The organism is Mycobacterium ahvazicum, assembly GCF_900176255.2.
Lineage (GTDB): Bacteria > Actinomycetota > Actinomycetes > Mycobacteriales > Mycobacteriaceae > Mycobacterium > Mycobacterium ahvazicum.
The window spans coordinates 214,297-231,442 of the sequence record NZ_FXEG02000002.1 but is presented as its reverse complement, the minus strand read 5'-3'; the positions used below and the strand labels follow the sequence as shown (position 1 = coordinate 231,442).

The 17,146-nt window shown below is 68.3% G+C and carries 16 protein-coding genes and 3 pseudogenes; 12 read left to right on the top strand and 7 right to left on the bottom strand.

Features of this window, described 5'->3' with window-relative positions; translation table 11 throughout:
- The first annotated feature begins 19 nt into the window (after positions 1-19).
- Genes MAAFP003_RS03290 through MAAFP003_RS03265 form a run of 6 tightly spaced genes read left to right on the top strand, consistent with a single transcriptional unit; the run spans position 20 to position 5,396 of the window.
- Positions 20-1,330, top strand: coding sequence for an NAD(P)/FAD-dependent oxidoreductase (locus MAAFP003_RS03290; protein ID WP_096284412.1), 1,311 nt, complete (start codon positions 20-22; stop codon positions 1,328-1,330).
- Positions 1,324-2,022 (top strand): DUF1365 domain-containing protein, encoded by a 699-nt coding sequence (locus tag MAAFP003_RS03285; protein ID WP_096290845.1) that lies wholly within the window; start codon positions 1,324-1,326, stop codon positions 2,020-2,022. Before MAAFP003_RS03290 ends, MAAFP003_RS03285 begins: the two co-directional genes overlap by 7 nt.
- Positions 2,019-3,287: a class I SAM-dependent methyltransferase gene (locus MAAFP003_RS03280; RefSeq protein WP_096284410.1), complete on the top strand. Its 1,269-nt coding sequence runs from the start codon at positions 2,019-2,021 to the stop codon at positions 3,285-3,287. Before MAAFP003_RS03285 ends, MAAFP003_RS03280 begins: the two co-directional genes overlap by 4 nt.
- On the top strand, positions 3,287-4,090 hold the full coding sequence (locus MAAFP003_RS03275; RefSeq protein WP_096290844.1) for a DUF1295 domain-containing protein: 804 nt from the start codon (positions 3,287-3,289) through the stop codon (positions 4,088-4,090). The genes MAAFP003_RS03280 and MAAFP003_RS03275 overlap by 1 nt, the downstream gene beginning before the upstream one ends.
- A gap of 44 nt (positions 4,091-4,134) precedes the next feature.
- Positions 4,135-4,698, top strand: a complete 564-nt coding sequence (locus MAAFP003_RS03270; protein ID WP_096284408.1) for a sigma-70 family RNA polymerase sigma factor — start codon at positions 4,135-4,137, stop codon at positions 4,696-4,698.
- Positions 4,695-5,396 (top strand): anti-sigma factor, encoded by a 702-nt coding sequence (locus tag MAAFP003_RS03265; protein WP_096284406.1) that lies wholly within the window; start codon positions 4,695-4,697, stop codon positions 5,394-5,396. The genes MAAFP003_RS03270 and MAAFP003_RS03265 overlap by 4 nt, the downstream gene beginning before the upstream one ends.
- Here the strand turns inward: MAAFP003_RS03265 and MAAFP003_RS03260 are convergent.
- Positions 5,393-6,240: pseudogene (locus MAAFP003_RS03260) on the bottom strand (hypothetical protein). The gene MAAFP003_RS03265 and the pseudogene MAAFP003_RS03260 overlap by 4 nt on opposite strands.
- A 9-nt stretch (positions 6,241-6,249) precedes the next feature.
- Entirely contained in the window at positions 6,250-6,765 is a 516-nt protein-coding gene (locus tag MAAFP003_RS03255; RefSeq protein ID WP_096284404.1) for a mycothiol transferase, read from the bottom strand.
- 132 nt (positions 6,766-6,897) lie between these two features.
- Between MAAFP003_RS03255 and MAAFP003_RS03250 the strand changes: the two genes are divergently transcribed.
- From MAAFP003_RS03250 to MAAFP003_RS03235, 4 genes are read left to right on the top strand one after another with little or no spacing between them, the layout of a single operon-like run.
- Positions 6,898-8,628: an N-acyl-D-amino-acid deacylase family protein gene (locus tag MAAFP003_RS03250; protein WP_096284402.1), complete on the top strand. Its 1,731-nt coding sequence runs from the start codon at positions 6,898-6,900 to the stop codon at positions 8,626-8,628.
- A gap of 38 nt (positions 8,629-8,666) precedes the next feature.
- Positions 8,667-9,506 carry a PPE family protein gene (locus tag MAAFP003_RS03245; protein ID WP_096284400.1) on the top strand — a complete coding sequence of 280 codons (840 nt, stop codon included), beginning with the start codon at positions 8,667-8,669 and terminating at the stop codon, positions 9,504-9,506.
- Positions 9,507-9,537: 31 nt separating this feature from the next.
- Positions 9,538-9,936 (top strand): hypothetical protein, encoded by a 399-nt coding sequence (locus MAAFP003_RS03240; protein WP_096284398.1) that lies wholly within the window; start codon positions 9,538-9,540, stop codon positions 9,934-9,936.
- 18 nt (positions 9,937-9,954) lie between these two features.
- Complete coding sequence (locus MAAFP003_RS03235; protein WP_096284396.1) at positions 9,955-10,515, top strand: carboxymuconolactone decarboxylase family protein; 561 nt, start codon at positions 9,955-9,957, stop codon at positions 10,513-10,515.
- Here the strand turns inward: MAAFP003_RS03235 and MAAFP003_RS03230 are convergent.
- The 4 genes and pseudogenes from MAAFP003_RS03230 to MAAFP003_RS03215 form a co-directional block, all read right to left on the bottom strand.
- Positions 10,504-11,304, bottom strand: a pseudogene (locus MAAFP003_RS03230) (SDR family NAD(P)-dependent oxidoreductase); the annotation flags it as partial. The gene MAAFP003_RS03235 and the pseudogene MAAFP003_RS03230 overlap by 12 nt on opposite strands.
- 29 nt (positions 11,305-11,333) lie before the next feature.
- Positions 11,334-12,200 (bottom strand): endonuclease domain-containing protein, encoded by an 867-nt coding sequence (locus MAAFP003_RS03225; RefSeq protein ID WP_096284392.1) that lies wholly within the window; start codon positions 12,198-12,200, stop codon positions 11,334-11,336.
- A 231-nt stretch (positions 12,201-12,431) separates the two neighbouring features.
- Positions 12,432-14,057, bottom strand: coding sequence for a chaperonin GroEL (gene groL, locus MAAFP003_RS03220; RefSeq protein ID WP_096284390.1), 1,626 nt, complete (start codon positions 14,055-14,057; stop codon positions 12,432-12,434).
- A gap of 210 nt (positions 14,058-14,267) precedes the next feature.
- Positions 14,268-14,834, bottom strand: coding sequence for a TetR/AcrR family transcriptional regulator (locus MAAFP003_RS03215; protein ID WP_096284388.1), 567 nt, complete (start codon positions 14,832-14,834; stop codon positions 14,268-14,270).
- A 102-nt stretch (positions 14,835-14,936) separates the two neighbouring features.
- Here MAAFP003_RS03215 and MAAFP003_RS03210 point away from each other — a divergent pair, with 102 nt between their 5' ends.
- The gene (locus tag MAAFP003_RS03210) at positions 14,937-15,851 is read left to right on the top strand and encodes an SDR family NAD(P)-dependent oxidoreductase (protein ID WP_096284386.1); all 915 of its coding nucleotides are present in this window, start codon (positions 14,937-14,939) and stop codon (positions 15,849-15,851) included.
- Here MAAFP003_RS03210 and MAAFP003_RS03205 read toward each other — a convergent pair.
- A pseudogene (locus MAAFP003_RS03205) lies at positions 15,848-16,586 on the bottom strand (M24 family metallopeptidase). The gene MAAFP003_RS03210 and the pseudogene MAAFP003_RS03205 sit on opposite strands and share 4 nt — an antisense overlap.
- Here MAAFP003_RS03205 and MAAFP003_RS03200 point away from each other — a divergent pair.
- Positions 16,585-17,076, top strand: a complete 492-nt coding sequence (locus MAAFP003_RS03200) for a cupin domain-containing protein (protein ID WP_096284384.1) — start codon at positions 16,585-16,587, stop codon at positions 17,074-17,076. The pseudogene MAAFP003_RS03205 and the gene MAAFP003_RS03200 sit on opposite strands and share 2 nt — an antisense overlap.
- The last annotated feature ends 70 nt before the right edge of the window (positions 17,077-17,146 follow it).

Genomic DNA, 17,146 nt, shown 5'->3' with positions numbered 1-17,146 from the left:
GCCAGCTGCGTGGCTACGAATGAGAGTCGTGGACTCCTCACCCGCACGGTCGGTTGCCGTCGTCGGCAGCGGCGTGGCCGGCCTGACCGCCGCCTACCTGCTGTCCGGCCGCGACCGCGTCACGTTGTATGAAGCCGACGTACGGCTCGGGGGCCACGCGCACACCCATTTCCTGGACGACGGCGACCGGGTGATCGGCGTCGACTCGGCTTTTCTGGTGCACAACGACCGGACCTACCCGACGCTGGGCCGGCTGCTGGGCGAGCTGGGCGTGGCTACCCAGCCCTCGGAGATGTCGATGTCGGTGCGCGCCGACGAGATCGGGCTCGAATACGCCGGCGCCCTGGGCCTCAGCGGATTGTTCGCGTGCAAACAGTCGCTGCGGCCCCGCCACCTGCGCATGCTCGCCGAGATCACCCGATTCCATCGCGCCGCCGCGCTGCTGCTGCGCGATGACAGCACCGAGCCGGAGGAACTGGAGACGCTGGAATCCTTCCTGCGCCGGCACCGCTTCTCGTCGTATTTCATCGACTTTTTCATCACCCCGCTGGTCGCGGCGGTGTGGTCGTGTGCCGGCGACGACGCCCTGCGCTACCCGGCGCGCTATCTGTTCGTCTTCCTCGACCACCACGGCATGCTGTCGGTGTTCGGCTCGCCCACCTGGCGCACCGTGACCGGGGGTTCGGCGCACTACGTACAGGCCATCGCCGCGCGGCTCGCCGAGGTGTCGACCGGGACGCCGGTGAACTCCCTGCGCCGGGTGCGCGACGGCGTGCGGCTGCAGGCGGGCGACCACCCGCCGCGGCTGTTCGACGCGGCCGTCGTCGCCGTGCATCCCGACCAGGCGCTGCTGTTGCTCGACGATCCGACCCCCTGGGAGCGCGCGGTGCTGGGCGCGATTCCGTACTCGACCAATCGGGCGCAGCTGCACACCGACGAATCGGTGCTACCGCGGAATCGCCGTGCGCGCGCATCATGGAACTACCTGGTTACCCCCGGGAAGGACCATGTCGTGGTCAGCTATGACGTCAGCAGACTCATGCGGCTGGACGGTGACCGCCGGTACCTGGTGACACTGGGCGGTCACGACCGCGTCGATCCGGCGTCGGTGATCGCCGAAATGACCTACAGCCATCCCCTGTACACGCCGGAATCGGTTGCGGCACAAGCATTGTTGCCCACACTGGACGACGATCGGCTGGTCTTCGCGGGCGCATACCACGGCTGGGGCTTCCACGAGGACGGCGCCGCCTCGGGGCTGGCCGCGGCGCGGCGCCTCGGTGCCGACTGGCCGACGGCGAATCAGTGCGACGCGGTGGCCCGATGCTGACACCGGCGATCTACCGCACCACGATCCGTCATTCGCGACAGGCCCCGGTGCGCCATTCGTTCGAATACCGCAGCTACAGCTGGTATGTCGACGTCGACGAGTTGCCGCGGCTGCCCTGGTGGCTGCGCCCGTTCGCCCGGTTCCGCGCCTCGGATCACTTCGCCGCGGGGCAGCCGGGCTCGTTGCGCGACCGGCTCGGTGCCTTCTTCGCCGACCGAGGAATGGCCGCGCCCGAAGGTCGGGTCACCGCGCTACTGCAGGCGCGCGTGCTCGGGTATGTCTTCAACCCGCTGAGCGTCTTCTGGTGCCACGACCGCGACGGCCAACTGCGCCATGTGATCGCCGAGGTGCACAACACCTACGGCGAGCGCCACGCCTACCTGCTGCCCCCGGCCGACGTGCCGGTGGTCACCGAGAAGAAGTTCTATGTCTCGCCGTTCAATGCGGTGGACGGCTACTACCTGGTGCGAGCACCGCGGCCAGACGACGAAGTCAACATCACCATCGAACTGCGCCGCGACCGCCAGCCCGCGTTCGTGGCCAACATGCACGGGCAGCGGCGGCCGGCGAGCGCCGGGCAGGTCGCGATCATGCAACTCATTTCGCCGCTGGCGCCGCTGGTGGTGGCCGTCCGTATCCGAATTCAGGGGATCACACTGTGGTTACGTCGAGTTCCGTTGGTACGGCGATGACCGTATCAACCATCCGAAAACCCTCGGCCGCAATCGATTCCGAACGTTGGCCGGCAATCGCGAAGGTGCCGTCCGCGCCGCTGAGCGCGGCCTCTGCCGCCGCCGCCGACCGGCTGCTGCGACGCGCGGCCGCTCGGCTCCCGCTGCGGGTGGCCTACCCGGACGGCACGGTGGTCGGTGCCGCCGACCCGACGGTGCCGAGTTTGATTGTCCACCAACCGCAAGCGATGGCGCGCCGGATCGGGCGCTACGGCCTGATCGGCTTCGGCGAGTCCTACATGGCAGGAGAATGGTCGTCGGACGACCTCAGCGGGATGCTTACGGTGTTCGCCGGCTCGGTCGACGAATTGGTGCCGCGCTCGCTGCAATGGCTGCGTCCGATCGGGCCGGCCTTCCGACCGCGGTGGTGGAGTGCCAGCCGGGATCGCACCCGGCGCAATATCGCCGAGCACTACGACCTGTCCAACGACCTGTTCGCCGAATTCCTCGACGAGACCATGACGTACTCCTGCGCACTGTTCGACCGGTTGCCGGCGTCGGCGTCGGATCTGGCTGCCGCGCAAGAGCGCAAGATCGATCGGCTGCTCGACCTCGCCGGAGTTCACCGGGGCAGCCGGGTGCTCGAAATCGGCACCGGTTGGGGCGAGCTGTGCATCCGCGCGGCCACCCGCGGAGCCGAGATCCGCTCGCTGACCCTGTCGGTCGAGCAGCAGCAGCTGGCGCGGCTTCGGGTTGCCGCGGCGGGGCTGACCGACAAGGTGACGATCGACCTCTGCGACTACCGGGACGTTGACGGAGTTTACGACGCGGTGGTGTCGGTCGAGATGATCGAAGCGGTGGGATTCCATGCGTGGCAGCGGTATTTCACCACCCTCGAACGGCTGGTGCGACTGGGCGGCCGCGTTGCGATCCAGGCGATCACGATGCCGCACTCGCGGATGATGGCCAGCCGCAACACGCGAACCTGGATCCAGAAGTACATCTTCCCGGGTGGACTGTTGCCGTCCACCCAGGCCATCTCCGCAATCACCGAGCGCCGCACCGGTTTACGCACGGTCGACATGACCTCGTTGCGCCCGCACTACGCCGAGACGCTGCGGCTGTGGCGGGAGCGCTTCCTGCAGCGGCAAGACCGATTGGCGCAGATGGACTTCGACGACGTGTTCCAGCGCATGTGGGAGCTGTATCTGGCGTATTCGGAGGCGGGCTTTCGATCGGGATACTTGAACGTCTACCAGTGGACGTTCGCGCGCGAGGGGTGCTGATGAGTGAGGTGAGCTTCGTACAGAACTTGGCCCAGGTGTGCGGCGCCTCGGTTGCGGTTCTGGCCGTGGTGCATTCGGTCACCTTCACCATCGGCAAACGCATCGGCCGCTACAACGTCGTCGACGTGGCCTGGGGTATCGGCTTCGTCGGGATCGCCGCCGTCGCCGCGGCGCTCGGCCAAGGTGACCCGGTCCGGCGCTGGCTGCTGCTGGCGCTGGTGACGATCTGGGGCGTGCGGCTGAGCTGGCACATCCACCGCAAGACCGCCGGTAAGGGTGAGGATCCGCGCTATGCCGCCATGCTGGGCGATGCCACGCCCGGGCAGGTGGCGCGCAAAGTTTTTCTGCTGCAGGCGTTGATCACCTGGTTCGTCTCCTTCCCGCTGCAGCTGTCGGCGGTGACCGGGCCCACCCCGAGAGCGCTGATCGCCGTCCCGGTGTTCGGTGTGGTGGTGTGGCTGGTCGGCGTCGCCTTCGAAGCGGTCGGAGACCGGCAGCTGCGGATCTTCAAGGCCGATCCGGCCAATCGCGGTGTGGTGATGGACCGCGGCCTGTGGGCGTGGACGCGTCACCCCAATTACTTCGGCGACGCCGCCGTGTGGTGGGGTCTGTGGCTGATCACCATCACCGGCTGGTGGTCGCTGGCGACAGTCGGCTCACCGCTGCTGATGACCTACTTCCTGGTCTATGTGACCGGGGTCCGGCTGACCGAGAAATTGATGACCGGCCGGCCGGGCTTCGCGGAATATCAGCAAAGGACCGCGTGTTTTGTCCCGAGACCGCCGAGACCAGCACGTCGATAGCCGTCGCCGAGGCGGCCAGGTGAACAGCGATAGGCTACCTGACAATGACCGGACTTCCGCAGCTGAGCAGCAACCTGGACGAGTTGCTGCCTGAAGTCGCGCGGGGAGACACCCACGCCTTCGCCGCCGTCTACGACCTGACCAAGAGCAGGGTGTTCGGGCTGGTGATCCGGGTGCTGCGCGACGCCGGCTACAGCGAGGAAACGACGCAGGAGATCTATCTCGAGGTGTGGCGTTCGGCCTCGGACTACGACCCGGCCCGCGGCTCCGCCCTGTCCTGGCTGCTGACCATGGCGCACCGGCGCGCGATCGACCGGGTGCGCGCCGAGCAGGCCGGCAGTCGCCGTGAATCGCGCTACGGCGCGGCCAACGTCGACACCGACCATGACGTGGTCGCCGACTCGGCGATCGCCGGCGACGAGCGCCGCCGGGTGGCCGACTGCCTGGGCGGGCTGACCGATGCGCAGCGGCAGTGCATCGAGCTGGCGTACTACGGCGGACTGACGTACACGGAGGTGGCGCAACGTCTGGCCGCCAATTTGTCGACGATCAAATCGCGCATCCGCGACGCCCTGCGCGGGCTGCGTAACTGCCTGGACGTGCCGTGACCGAACCCACTGATTTCGAGCTGCTCGAGCTGGCGACTCCGTACGCCCTGCACGCGGTCTCCGACGCGGAGCGCGCGGACATCGACTCGCGCCTCGCGGCCGCACCGGCGCCGGTCGCGTCGGCTTTCGCCGAGGAAGTCCGCGCCGTGCGCGAGACGATGGCCGTCGTCTCGGCTTCCACCGTCGCCGAACCGCCCGCGCATCTGCGGTCCGCCGTGCTGGCCCTGGCCACCCCAAGTCTGGCGAAGCGCCGAAACCGTTGGCGCACCACGGCATTGATATCGGTCGCGGCGGCGATCGTGGCGGCCCTGACCGCATTCGGCCTGCAGACGCTGTTACGCCCGACGCCGACGCAGTCGGTGGCCGAGCAGGTGATGGCGGCCCCCGACGTGCGGACGGTTTCGCGCCCGCTGGCCAACGGGACGGCCACGGTGGTGTTCTCCCGCGATCGCGGCGCCGGAGTGCTGGTGATGAACAACGTGCCGCCGCCCAGTCCGGGCACCGTCTACCAGATGTGGTTGATCGACTCCAAGGGCCCGACGTCGGCGGGGACGATGGGCACCGCGGCCGTCTCGCCCTCGACGACAGCGACGCTGACCAACCTCGGCAAGTCGACGGCCCTGGCCTTCACCGTCGAACCCGGCTCGGGCTCACCCCAGCCCACCAGCCCGATATTGGCGACCTTGCCGCTGAGCTAGGCCTTCTTCACCAGGCTGCCGAGCACGGCGACGATCACGCCGACCACGACCAGCCCCGCGCCGGCGGCCAACGTCAGGTTCAGCCAGACCCGCATCCCGGTTTCGGCGGTGCGCACCATGACATCGGCGACCTGGCGGATGTCGCCGCTGGTGCGATTGAGCGCGTCGTTGACGTAGCGAGCACCGACCTCCATGCCGACCCACCCGGCCGCGCCGACCAGCAGCGCCGAGACACCCAGACCGGTCAGCGCCTTGCCGCGGCGCCGGGCGGCCAGCAGCGTCAGCAGTGCCAACAGCCCGCACAGTGCCACCGCCCCCAAGCTCTCGCCCACCTGCCCCACGCGCCCACCCGGCTCAGCTCTCCCTGCCGCAGCGAGTGGGGCACCGACGCCGTCAGCGGAACGGTCAGCGTGGCGGGCACCGACACGTTGTGCTCGCTCAAAATCTGCCGAAACGCAGGGTCGTTGAGCATCGGTGCCACGTCGACCGTCCAGGAATCATCGGACCCCGCATCGGCGAACAGCCAGCGGTGCGCCGCCCGGTTCGCCGTCGCGAACATCGGCGGGAAGGACGGACCGGCGGTGTAGGTGCCGGCCGCGTCGCGCACCTGCGCGCTGTCCACCGGAGTGCGTCCACCGCCATGCTCGGCGATCAGCGTCATCGTCCGGCTGGTGAGCTCCCCGGCCATCGCGGACTGCGGGGCGGGGTCCCCCGCCGCTTTCTGGGCCACCGCCGCGTAGCCGTTCTCGTCGACGAGGTTGAGCTGCACCCACGCCCCGCCGACGGCCACCGCCAGCGCAATCGTGGTGGCCAGCCACAGCGTCAGCGTCGCGAGGAATCGCACGCCGTCAATCTACGGCGCGATGCCCCGCACGTACGCGGCTTGCCCGAGGTGCTGGGCGCAGTCGTCGATGATGCTCACCAACCGGGCGCTGGCCGTCACCGGCGGATCCCAGTTGCTGTCGACGACGCGGGCCAACTCGTCGGCGGTGACGCTAGCGATGTACTCACACGAGAGCTTGTGCACCGCGTGGTAGTAGCCGGACAGCAACTCGGCAGGCGCGCGCACCCTCGCCACCTCCGCGGCGCCGTGGCCGTAACCGGTGTCCCGGCGCGGCAGATCCAGCGCGAAGCGGTCCACCCAGCCGTCGCGGGTCCAGACCTCCTCGACACCGGCGACGTGGGCCAGCTGGATGTCCTGCACCCGGGCGCTGTGCCAGATCAGCCAGGCAATGGAGTTGGCGTCCGGGGTGGGCCGGTAGTTGGACACTTCATCGGTCAGTCCATCGGTGAGCTCGTCGACGTGTTCGATCAACCGGGTGAAGGCATCGCGCAGTAACTCGCGGGCGGCGGCGTCGGCATCTGACATACCGACGACACTACGGACCTCCGTGCTAGCCCGCTCAGACGTTGTTGCCGTGCGGATCGCGCAGTCAATACCCGCGTAGTCGATCCCGGATTGGTCGTGGCACGACTCGGGGCACGGTCGTAGATTGATCAGGTGAGCTACGACCTGCTGATTCGCAATGGCACCATCGTCGACGGGCTGGGGGGTGAGCCCTACGTCGGCGACGTCGGGGTGACCGGCGGCGTCATCACGGCCGTCGGGTCGGTGAACGGCGACAGCGCCGTACGCGAGATCGACGCGACCGGCCTGCTGATCACGCCGGGATTCGTCGACCTGCACACGCACTACGACGGTCAGTCCATCTGGTCGGAGCGCCTGACGCCGTCCTCGGCGCACGGAGTGACCACCGTGGTGATGGGCAACTGCGGCGTCGGGTTCGCGCCCTGCCGCCAGGAAGACCACGACGTCCTCGTCGACGTGATGGCCGGGGTGGAAGACATCCCGGGCGTGGTGATGACCGACGGCCTGCCGTGGACCTGGGAGACCTTCCCCGAATACCTCGACGCGCTGGAAGCGGGCCGCCGCGACATCGATGTGGCGGCCTACCTGCCACATTCGCCGCTGCGCGTCTACGTGATGGGCCAGCGCGGCGCCGACCGCGAAGCCGCCACCCCCGACGACCTGGCCAAGATGCGGGCGCTGGCCAAGGAGGCCATGGAAGTCGGGGCGCTGGGCTTCGCGTCGTCGCGGCTGACCATCCACAAGACCGAAAGTGGTTCGCCCATACCGAGTTACGAAGCCGCCCGCGAGGAGATCGAGGAGATCGCCAAGGGCGTCGTCGACGGCGGTGGCGGGCTGCTGCAGTTCGTGCCCGATATTCCGGCCGGCGGCTACCAGCCGGTGCTGCAGACGGTGTTCGACGTCGCCGAGGAGGTCGGCTTGCCGGTCACCTTCACCCTCGTCGTCGCCAACGCCGGGGATCCGACGTGGCCCGACGCGATCAACATGATCGAGAAGGCGAACGCCGCCGGCGGCGATATCACCGCGCAGCTGCTGCCCCGCCCGATCGGGTTGATCATCGGGCTGCAACTGACCGCCAACCCGTTCGTGCTCTACCCCAGCTACCAGGAGATCGCGCATCTGCCACTGGCCGAGCGGGTCGCCGAGATGCGCAAGCCCGAGGTCCGCGCCCGCATCCTGGCCGACAAGCCGGGCCACGGGCACCCGATCCTCTACGTCGCGCAAATGTGGGACTGGATCTTCCCGCTCGGCGAGCACCCCAACTACGAGCCGGACCCGGCGGACAGCATCGGGGCCCGGGCCAGGGCCCGCGGCGTGCACCCGATGGAGGAGGCCTACGACCGGCTGCTCGACGACGACGGCCGTGCCATGCTGCTGGTCGCGACCAGCAATATGGAGCGCAACTCGCTGAACACGGTCGGCGAGCTGCTGCACCGCGACGACGTGGTGCTCGGCCTGGGCGACGGCGGCGCCCACTACGGCATGATCTGCGACGCCAGTTACTCGACGTTCTTCCTGGCGCACTGGGCGCGGGACCGGGCGTCCGGACGGTTCACGGTTTCCGAGGCCGTCCGCGAGCTGACGTCGGTACCGGCCCGGGTCGCCGGGCTGGCCGATCGCGGGCGAATCGCGGTGGGGTACAAGGCCGATCTCAACGTGATCGACCACGCCGGGCTGCGCCTGCACAAGCCGGTGATCACCTATGACCTGCCCGCCGGAGGGCGTCGACTGGACCAGACCGCGGACGGGTATGTGGCCACGATCGTGTCCGGTGAAGTGATCGCCGAAAACGGCAAACCCACCGACGCGCGTCCCGGCAAGCTGGTCCGCGGCCGCCAAACAGCGCCCGCGCCCACGCCATAACGCCACGAAGAAGGCCCTGTCCCGGTTAAGTTATTGCAGTGACGAGCCCGCATTACGCGTGGTTGCCGCCAGAGATCAATTCGGCCCTCCTTTACGCCGGTCCTGGATCGGCGCCGCTGCATGCTGCCGCGGAAGCCTGGGATGGGCTTGCCGAGAACCTGGCCTCGTCCGCGTCCTCGTTTTTCTCCGTGGCCTCCGATCTGGCCAACGGTTCGTGGCAGGGTCCCTCGGCGTCGGCGATGCTGGCCGTCGCGACCCAATACGTGAGCTGGCTCAAGGCGGCGGCCGCCCAGGCCGAGGCGACTTCCAGCCAGGCCTCGGCCATCGCGGGCGCCTTCGAGACGGCGCTGTCGGCCACGGTGCAGCCGGCGGTGGTGACGGCCAACCGCGCGTTGGTGCGGGCGCTGGCTTCGCAGAACCACCTGGGCCAAAACGCCCCCACGATCATGGACATCGAGTCCGCCTACGAACAGATGTGGGCCACCGACGTGGCAGCGATGTCCGGCTATCACGCCGACGCCTCGGCGGCCGCCGAACAGCTGGCGCCCTGGCAGCAGGTCATGCAGAACCTCGGCGTGCAATTCAACAACGGCGACCTGATCTTCGGACCCCACTCGGGCACCGGAAGCCTGGCGCACCACATCAACACACTGGCCAGTCTCGATCACACCGGCGGCCACATCGGGTCCTGGCTGACCGACACCCCCGGCACCGGATTCGCCCATACCGTGCCGAGCAGTTCGGCTTCGGCGGACTTCAGCGCGAGCCTGCTCAACTCACCGACCGCCGGCACCGGTTTCAACCCGGGAACCGCGAACCTGGGCCTGCTCAGCAATCTGGGCTCGGGCACCATACCGACGGGTTTGACGGCGGACTGACGACACGCCCGCGGCGCCTATCCTCGACATCATGCGCACCAAGAAGAGGGTGGATCTGGACAGGCTGGCCGCCGCCCTGCCCGACTTCCCGTTCGCGTACCTGATCACCGTCGACGACGAATACCGCGTTCACACCGTGACGGTCGAGCCGCGGCTGCGCGACGGCGCCGTCCTCGATGTCGGACTCATCGGCGGCCGCACCCGCGAAAACCTCAGCCGGCGCGGCGACGTCACCCTGCTGTGGCCGCCGCGCGAGCCGGGCGGCTATTCGCTGATCGTCGACGGCCACGCCGAAGTCGCCGAGTCCGACTCCGAGACAGTCCGATTGGATGTGGTGCCGACCCGCGCGCTCCTGCACCGCGACGCCGATCCCGACTCCGCGGCCACCGGCACCCTGCACGACTGCGTGGTGTTCTCCCTGCCGGCGTGACCTCGTACAGTCAGTCGCATGAGTCGCGTCGCGCCGCTAGCCCCGCCGTGGAGCGAGGAAGACGCCCACAGCATCAACAGCTGGGGCCACCCCGACCGCTCGTATGAGCCGCTGCTGCTGGTGCGCTGCCTGCAGCGCCATCCAGCGCTGGCCGGCCGGCTGCGTAAGCTCGGTGAATCCCTTTATATCGCAGCGCTTTTGCCTCCGCGGACCCGGACGATCGCGATCCTGCGCAGCTGCGCGCTGGTCGGTTGCGAGTACGAGTGGGGCGGGCAGGCGGCGTTCTGGGGACCGATCGCCGGAGTCAGCGACGACGAGTGTGACGCGCTGGTGACCGGCGGCCCCGACGACCCGCGGTGGGACCCGGCCGAGCGGACGCTGATCGCGGCGGTCGACGAGCTGGAGCGCACCGGTTCGTGGTCGGAGGCGACGTGGGCCGCGCTGGGCCGCGACCTCGACGACGAGCAGCGCATCGAATTGCTCACGGCCGTCGGCTGGTATCGCACCATTTGCACGCTGTGCAACGCGCTCGCACTTCCGGTGGAGGGCTGGATGCGGCGCTGGCCGTTAGGTCGCTGAGCGGTCCCGTTTGAGGCCGGGATGCTGCTTTTTCAGTAGCGGCAGCAGCACACGTCGCGGCATGAACTGGAACAGCCGGGTGCTGACTTGGCTTGGCAGCCCGGGGATCACGGATCCGCGGTCGGCGTCGAGCGCGTCGATTCCGGCGCGCGCCACTTCGCTGGCGGGCAGCCACATGAACTTCGGGAACGCGTCGGCGAATTTGCGCTCGTCCATGCCGGCGTTCTTCAGGAAGTCGGTGCGCACCGGCCCGGGGTTGAGCAGCGCGACGGTGACACCGGTGCCGGCCAGTTCGCCGCGCAGTCCTTCGGTGTAGCTGATCACGAACGCCTTGGTCGCGGCGTAGCCGACCTGGCCGGGGAAGGGATGGTAGCCCGCGGTGGATCCGACGTTGAGAATTGCACCGCGCCCGCGCGGCACCATCTGCTGGACCGCGCGGGTGGTGAGGTCGATAACGGCCTCGACGTTGACCCGGACCTGGGCGATCTCGTCGTCGACCGACGCGTCGGTCACCGACCCGATGGTGCCGATGCCGGCGTTGTTGACCAGGATCTCGGCCGTCAGCCCGCGACGCTCGACCTCGCCGAGAAGGCCGGCGCGAGCGGCGGAATCCGCGACGTCGCAACCGACCACCTCGACGCGAACCCGGCTCGCCAGTTCGTCGGCCAGCTCGCGCAGCTTGTCCTCGCGGCGCGCGACGAGGGTGACGCCGTGCCCGCGACCGGCGAGCTCGCGGGCGATCGCGGCGCCGATGCCCGACGACGCCCCGGTGACGACGGCGGTGCTGGTGAATTACCCTAGGACGCCGAGTGTGGGCCCTAGGTACGGGGACAGCCGTCAATTCGTCCATAGGCCCCACGCTCGCGAAGCTTGTCCCACACGCGCTGAACGATCGCCTCTGGCCGACGCGACAGCATCTCAGCGCTGACTCTGACCACAGCCCAGCCGGCCGCTTCTAGCAAGGCGATTCGCTCGATGTCCCACGACCGCTGATATCGGTTCTCCCAATGTTGAACACCGTCGTATTCGACGGCGAGCTGCCACTCGCGCCATCCCATGTCGACCCGGATGTGCAGGTCCCGAAACTCGATCTGCGTCTCAGGCTTTGGAAGTCCGGCGTTGACGAGCAGCAACCGCACTCTGGTCTCCTGCGGTGACTCCGCACCGCCGTCGGCCTGTGCCAACGCGAGCCGCAGCCGCCGAACGCCGCGGCATCCCGGGCGCCGATCGGCCAAAGCGATCACGTGCGCGGGTTTGATACCCGTCGCGTTGAGCAATGCGTCGAGAATCGGGACTGCCGCGGCAAGCGGCAGGCCGCCGCCGATGTCGTAAGCAGTTCGGGCCGCCGTCGTCACCCGCATCCCACCGACGGTGTGTATCTCGTCATCGGCCAGCTGATAGCTGCGGACCACAATGCCCGGCTGACCGTGCCGGTCACCGCGCACGATCTCAGCGGGCTTAGCGGCGTCAAGCCATTTCGTCCCCAACACCGCGGCGGCGGACAAGCCTGCCAAGGTCGCACCCGTCGACAGCCAAGCCGCACGCGCCTTGGTCGCAGCCGTCAGCTCCGCATCCCTGCCGATGTACACGTCGCGGAACACCGCTCGGTAGCGGCTGCGCAACTGACTTCGGGTGATGGCACCGGCTCCGAGCGCCTCACTGCCGCGAAACGGAATGTCCTCCATGGCGGCATGTTCGGCCGCCGTGCCGACCGATCATCCAATGCTGAGGTGTCGAGCGTGGGACCTGTGGACGGATTTCGTTGTGTGGACGTCCATACACCCCACACTCGCGGCCTATGCCCGGCACGACGGGCTACAAGGACGACTGCCTGCGTCTCGAACAGCCCTGACACACGAAAAAGCCCGGCCCACTGGGGTTTCCAGGGGAACCGGGCTTCTTCGCTATGCGACTTCTTAGAAGTCCATACCGCCCATGCCACCGGTCGGGTCGCCGACGGGAGCGGCGGCCTTCTCCGGCTTGTCGGCCACGACGGCCTCGGTGGTCAGGAACAGCCCCGCGATGGACGCGGCGTTCTGCAGCGCCGAACGGGTCACCTTGACCGGGTCGGCAACGCCGGCCTTGAGCAGGTCCTCGTACTCGCCGGTGGCCGCGTTCAGGCCGGTACCGGCCTTCGAGTTGCGGACCTTCTCGGCGACAACGCCGGGCTCCAGCCCGGAGTTGAAGGCGATCTGCTTCAGCGGAGCCTCGAGCGCCACGCGGACGATGTTGGCACCGGTGGCCTCGTCACCCTTGAGCTTGAGCTCGTCCAGAGCCGGGGCCGACTGCAGCAGGGCCACGCCACCACCGGCGACGATGCCCTCCTCGACGGCGGCCTTGGCGTTGCGGACCGCGTCCTCGATACGGTGCTTGCGCTCCTTGAGCTCCACCTCGGTGGCAGCTCCGGCCTTGATCACCGCAACACCGCCGGCCAGCTTGGCCAGGCGCTCCTGCAGCTTCTCGCGGTCGTAGTCGGAGTCGCTGTTCTCGATCTCGGCACGGATCTGGGCCACCCGGCCGGCGATGGCGTCGGTGTCGCCGGCGCCCTCGACGATGGTGGTCTCGTCCTTGGTGATCACGACCTTGCGGGCCTTACCGAGCAGCGAGATGTCGGCGGTCTCGAGGGAGAGGCCGACCTCTTCGCTGACGACCTGGCCACCGGTCAGGATCGCCATGTCCTGCAGCATCGCCTTGCGGCGGTCACCGAAGCCGGGGGCCTTGACGGCGACCGACTTGAACGTGCCGCGGATCTTGTTCACGACCAGGGTCGACAGGGCCTCGCCCTCGACGTCCTCGGCGATGATCAGCAGCGGCTTGCCGCCCTGGATGACCTTCTCCAGCAGCGGCAGCAGGTCCTTGACGGTCGACACCTTGGAGCTGACCAGCAGGATGTAGGGGTCCTCCAGGACCGCTTCCTGACGCTCGGCGTCGGTGACGAAGTAGCCCGAGATGTAGCCCTTGTCGAACCGCATGCCCTCGGTGAGCTCGAGCTGCAGGCCGAAGGTGTTGGACTCCTCGACGGTGATGACACCCTCGTTGCCGACCTTGTCCATCGCCTCGGCGATCAGGTCACCGATCGACTGGTCGCCCGCCGAGATGCCCGCGGTCGCAGCGATCTGCTCCTTGGTCTCGACGTCCTTGGCCGACTTCAGCAGGGTCTCGGTGACCTTCTCGACGGCCTTCTCGATGCCGCGCTTGAGGCCCAGCGGGTTGGCGCCGGCCGCGACGTTGCGCAGGCCCTCTTTGACGAGCGCCTGAGCCAGCACCGTGGCCGTCGTCGTGCCGTCACCGGCGACGTCGTCGGTCTTCTTGGCGACTTCCTTGACCAGCTCGGCGCCGATCTTCTCGTACGGGTCCTCCAGCTCGATCTCCTTGGCGATGGACACACCATCGTTGGTGATCGTGGGAGCGCCCCACTTCTTCTCCAGGACGACGTTGCGACCCTTGGGCCCCAACGTCACCTTTACCGCGTCGGCGAGGGCGTTCAGACCCCGCTCGAGGCCGCGACGGGCCTCTTCGTCGTACGCAATTGTCTTGGCCATTGCGAAGTGATTCCTCCGGATTGGGAATGAAACGGAGGCCGCCGGATGGCGGCATACCCCGTTACTTACGCTGGCCGGGCGCAGTGCCCGCGACGGACGACCAGAGCTGGCCTCACCGTCCCGACCTAGCACTCGCACACTGCGAGTGCCAACGTCATTCTTAGCACTCGCCCATGCCGAGTGCAAGAACGGGGCCGCGGTTGTCGGGGGCTATCGCTTAGCGCGTAAACCGTCGACGACGACGTCGGTAACCCGCTCGGCCAACTCCGCGTTGTAGGCCTCCATGGCCTGACACCCGACCATGATCGTCTTCACTTCGCGTACGCCGATGTCCGGCCGCGCCGTGCCCGCCCGCTGAGCGGCGCGCAGCAGCTCGTCAAGCATCGCCAGGAAGGCATCCTCGGCATCCGGGGCGGCGGCAGCGATGTCGATGCCGAAACCGGCCAGAGCGTCGACCAGGCCGCGATCCGCCGCGCCCCACTGCAGCACCAGCGACCGCAGGTAGGCGAACAGCGCCTCGCCCGGGCCGGCGGATTCCAGCAGCGCGTACCCCTCGTCGACGAGGTGCTGCATGTGGTCCTCGATGACCGCTTGGAACAGCGCTTCCTTGGTCGGAAAGTGCCGGTACACGGTGCCGGCCCCGACGCCGGCCCGGCGGGCGATCTCGTCGATGGGCACCGACAGGCCCTCGGCCGCGAAGGTGTCATAGGCGACTTCCAGTACTCGCGCCCGGTTGCGGGCCGCGTCGGCACGCAACCGACGTTCAGGCTGCGCCATCTATTCACCACCCATCGGTTGACAAAGCGGGGCGCACGTTCCGTATAGTACGAATCAACCGGAGCGCTCGCCCCGTTTAATTTATCCGTAAAGGAGTTTGCCATGGCCAAGTGGACAGCAGCGGACATTCCCGACCAGAAGGGCCGCGTCGCCGTCATCACCGGAGCCAACACCGGCCTGGGCTACGAAACCGCCGCCGCGCTCGCCGAGCGGGGCGCCCACGTAGTGCTCGCGGTACGCAATCTCGACAAGGGCAAGGACGCCGCCGCACGGATCACCGCCCGGAGCCCGCACGCCGACGTCGCGCTGCAGGAGCTCGACCTGACGTCGCTGGACTCCGTCCGCGCGGCCGCCGGACAGCTCAACGCCGACTACGACCGCATTGACCTGCTGATCAACAACGCGGGGGTGATGTACACGCCGAAGGAAACCACCAAAGACGGCTTCGAGATGCAGTTCGGCACCAACCACCTGGGCCACTTCGCGCTCACCGGCCTGCTGCTGGAGCGGCTGCTGCCCGTCCCCGGATCGCGGGTCGTGACGGTGAGCAGCGTCGGCCATCGCATCCTGGCCGATATCCACTTCGACGACCTGCAGTGGGAGCGCTCCTACAACCGGGTGGCGGCCTACGGGCAGGCCAAGCTCGCCAACCTGTTGTTCACCTACGAACTGCAGCGACGCCTTGCCCCGCACGGGACGACGATCGCCGCCGCCGCCCACCCCGGCGGGTCGAACACCGAGCTGGGCCGCTACACGCCCGCTTTGTTCCGGCCGCTCGTCAACGTGTTCTTCTCGGTGATCGCTCAGGACGCGGCCATGGGCGCGCTCCCGACGCTGCGTGCCGCCACCGACCCGGGCGTCCTCGGCGGCCAGTACTACGGCCCCGACGGGTTCGCCGAGACCCGCGGCTACCCCAAAGTCGTCGCCTCGAGCGCCAAGTCGCACGACACCGAGCGGCAGCGCCGGTTGTGGGCGGTTTCCGAGGAGCTCACCGGCGTCGTCTTTCGCATCGACTAGGCCAAGTCGAGCAACTGCTCGTAGAAGCCGCCGAAAACCACGCGGGCGGTCGACCAGATGGACCTCCAGGATCCAATGGCACGGCCGCCCGCCGGCGTCTGCGCGCCGCATCGGTTTGCGCGAGCCGGGCGTGATGTAGCACTGGACGCCATCGCCGGAGATCTTCTTGTGCGGAAACTCGCCCACCAGATGGCCGGCGATCGGGCTGCCCCACTCGAAACCCGCGGCGCGGGCGGCGCCGACGACAAAGTCGAACAACTCGGCTCCGGTGACCGCCGGATGCTGGTCGAAATACTCGCGCCCGGCCCGCCACACCCGCGGAAGTGCCTCGCGGACAGCGATTTTGGCCGGGTCGCCGCCCACCACAAAAGTGCGCCCGAAGTCGGCCTCCCACTGCTGGAAGATCGGCCCGAAATCGAGGAACACGATGTCGTCGTCGCCGATCACCCGGTCCGGCGGATGCTCCTTGAAGGGCAACAAAGTGTTTTCGCCGGCTCGCACGATGCGCCGGTGCCAATGCCGGCTCGCCCCGAACATCTCCGCGGCCAGGTCGCGGATCTCGTCGGACAGCGCCCGCTCCCCCACACCGGGGCGGACCATCGCGCGAGCTTCGATCTCGCCGAACAGTCGCGCCGCCTTGGCCTCGGCGTCCAGGAGGCGCGCTACTCGCACCTCTTCGGGCGCCCTTTCCGGGACCTCCACTCTGGCGATGCTAACTGGCAGGCTGGATTCCATGTCCCTCGTCGTGCCGCCGTATCCATCGCCCCGCTACACCGCCGACCGGCCGGAAGTCAGCGCCTGGCTCAAACGCGGTGATGCGCCACCGGATTACGAGACCGCCGGGGTCAACTACCACTACCTGGCCAATCAGCAGGCCACCGACGGCGACTACGGCCTGTACCGGGTCGATATCGCCCCGGCCGGCGGCGGACCCCCGGCGCACTATCACCGGGCCATGTCCGAGGCCTTCTTCGTGCTGTCCGGGACGATCAAGCTCTACGACGGCACCGAGTGGGTCGACGGCCGCGCACACGATTTCCTCTACGTCCCGCCGGGCGGGATCCACGGCTTCCGCAACGAGGCCGACGGACCCGCGTCGATCCTGATGCTGTTCGCGCCCGGCGCGCCGCGCGAGACGTACTTCGAAGGTTTTGGCGCGCTGGCCGCCATGACTGACGACGAGCGCAGCGAGTGGTTCGTCCGGCACGACAACTTCTGGGTCTGACGCGCCAGCCGTTAGCGCATTTTTCACGTCAAGTTTCACCACAGCGTGAATTTCCTGTTGCGTTGAAACT

Excerpts from the sequence above, each read along its gene's own strand:
- MAAFP003_RS03290 (WP_096284412.1), top strand. The coding sequence starts at position 20 with ATGAGAGTCGTGGACTCCTCACCCGCACGGTCGGTTGCCGTCGTCGGC.
- MAAFP003_RS03285 (WP_096290845.1), top strand. The coding sequence starts at position 1,324 with ATGCTGACACCGGCGATCTACCGCACCACGATCCGTCATTCGCGACAG.
- MAAFP003_RS03280 (WP_096284410.1), top strand. The coding sequence starts at position 2,019 with ATGACCGTATCAACCATCCGAAAACCCTCGGCCGCAATCGATTCCGAA.
- MAAFP003_RS03275 (WP_096290844.1), top strand. The coding sequence starts at position 3,287 with ATGAGTGAGGTGAGCTTCGTACAGAACTTGGCCCAGGTGTGCGGCGCC.
- MAAFP003_RS03270 (WP_096284408.1), top strand. The coding sequence starts at position 4,135 with ATGACCGGACTTCCGCAGCTGAGCAGCAACCTGGACGAGTTGCTGCCT.
- MAAFP003_RS03255 (WP_096284404.1), bottom strand. The coding sequence starts at position 6,765 with ATGTCAGATGCCGACGCCGCCGCCCGCGAGTTACTGCGCGATGCCTTC.
- MAAFP003_RS03240 (WP_096284398.1), top strand. The coding sequence starts at position 9,538 with ATGCGCACCAAGAAGAGGGTGGATCTGGACAGGCTGGCCGCCGCCCTG.
- MAAFP003_RS03235 (WP_096284396.1), top strand. The coding sequence starts at position 9,955 with ATGAGTCGCGTCGCGCCGCTAGCCCCGCCGTGGAGCGAGGAAGACGCC.
- MAAFP003_RS03225 (WP_096284392.1), bottom strand. The coding sequence starts at position 12,200 with ATGGAGGACATTCCGTTTCGCGGCAGTGAGGCGCTCGGAGCCGGTGCC.
- groL (WP_096284390.1), bottom strand. The coding sequence starts at position 14,057 with ATGGCCAAGACAATTGCGTACGACGAAGAGGCCCGTCGCGGCCTCGAG.
- MAAFP003_RS03215 (WP_096284388.1), bottom strand. The coding sequence starts at position 14,834 with ATGGCGCAGCCTGAACGTCGGTTGCGTGCCGACGCGGCCCGCAACCGG.
- MAAFP003_RS03210 (WP_096284386.1), top strand. The coding sequence starts at position 14,937 with ATGGCCAAGTGGACAGCAGCGGACATTCCCGACCAGAAGGGCCGCGTC.
- MAAFP003_RS03200 (WP_096284384.1), top strand. The coding sequence starts at position 16,585 with ATGTCCCTCGTCGTGCCGCCGTATCCATCGCCCCGCTACACCGCCGAC.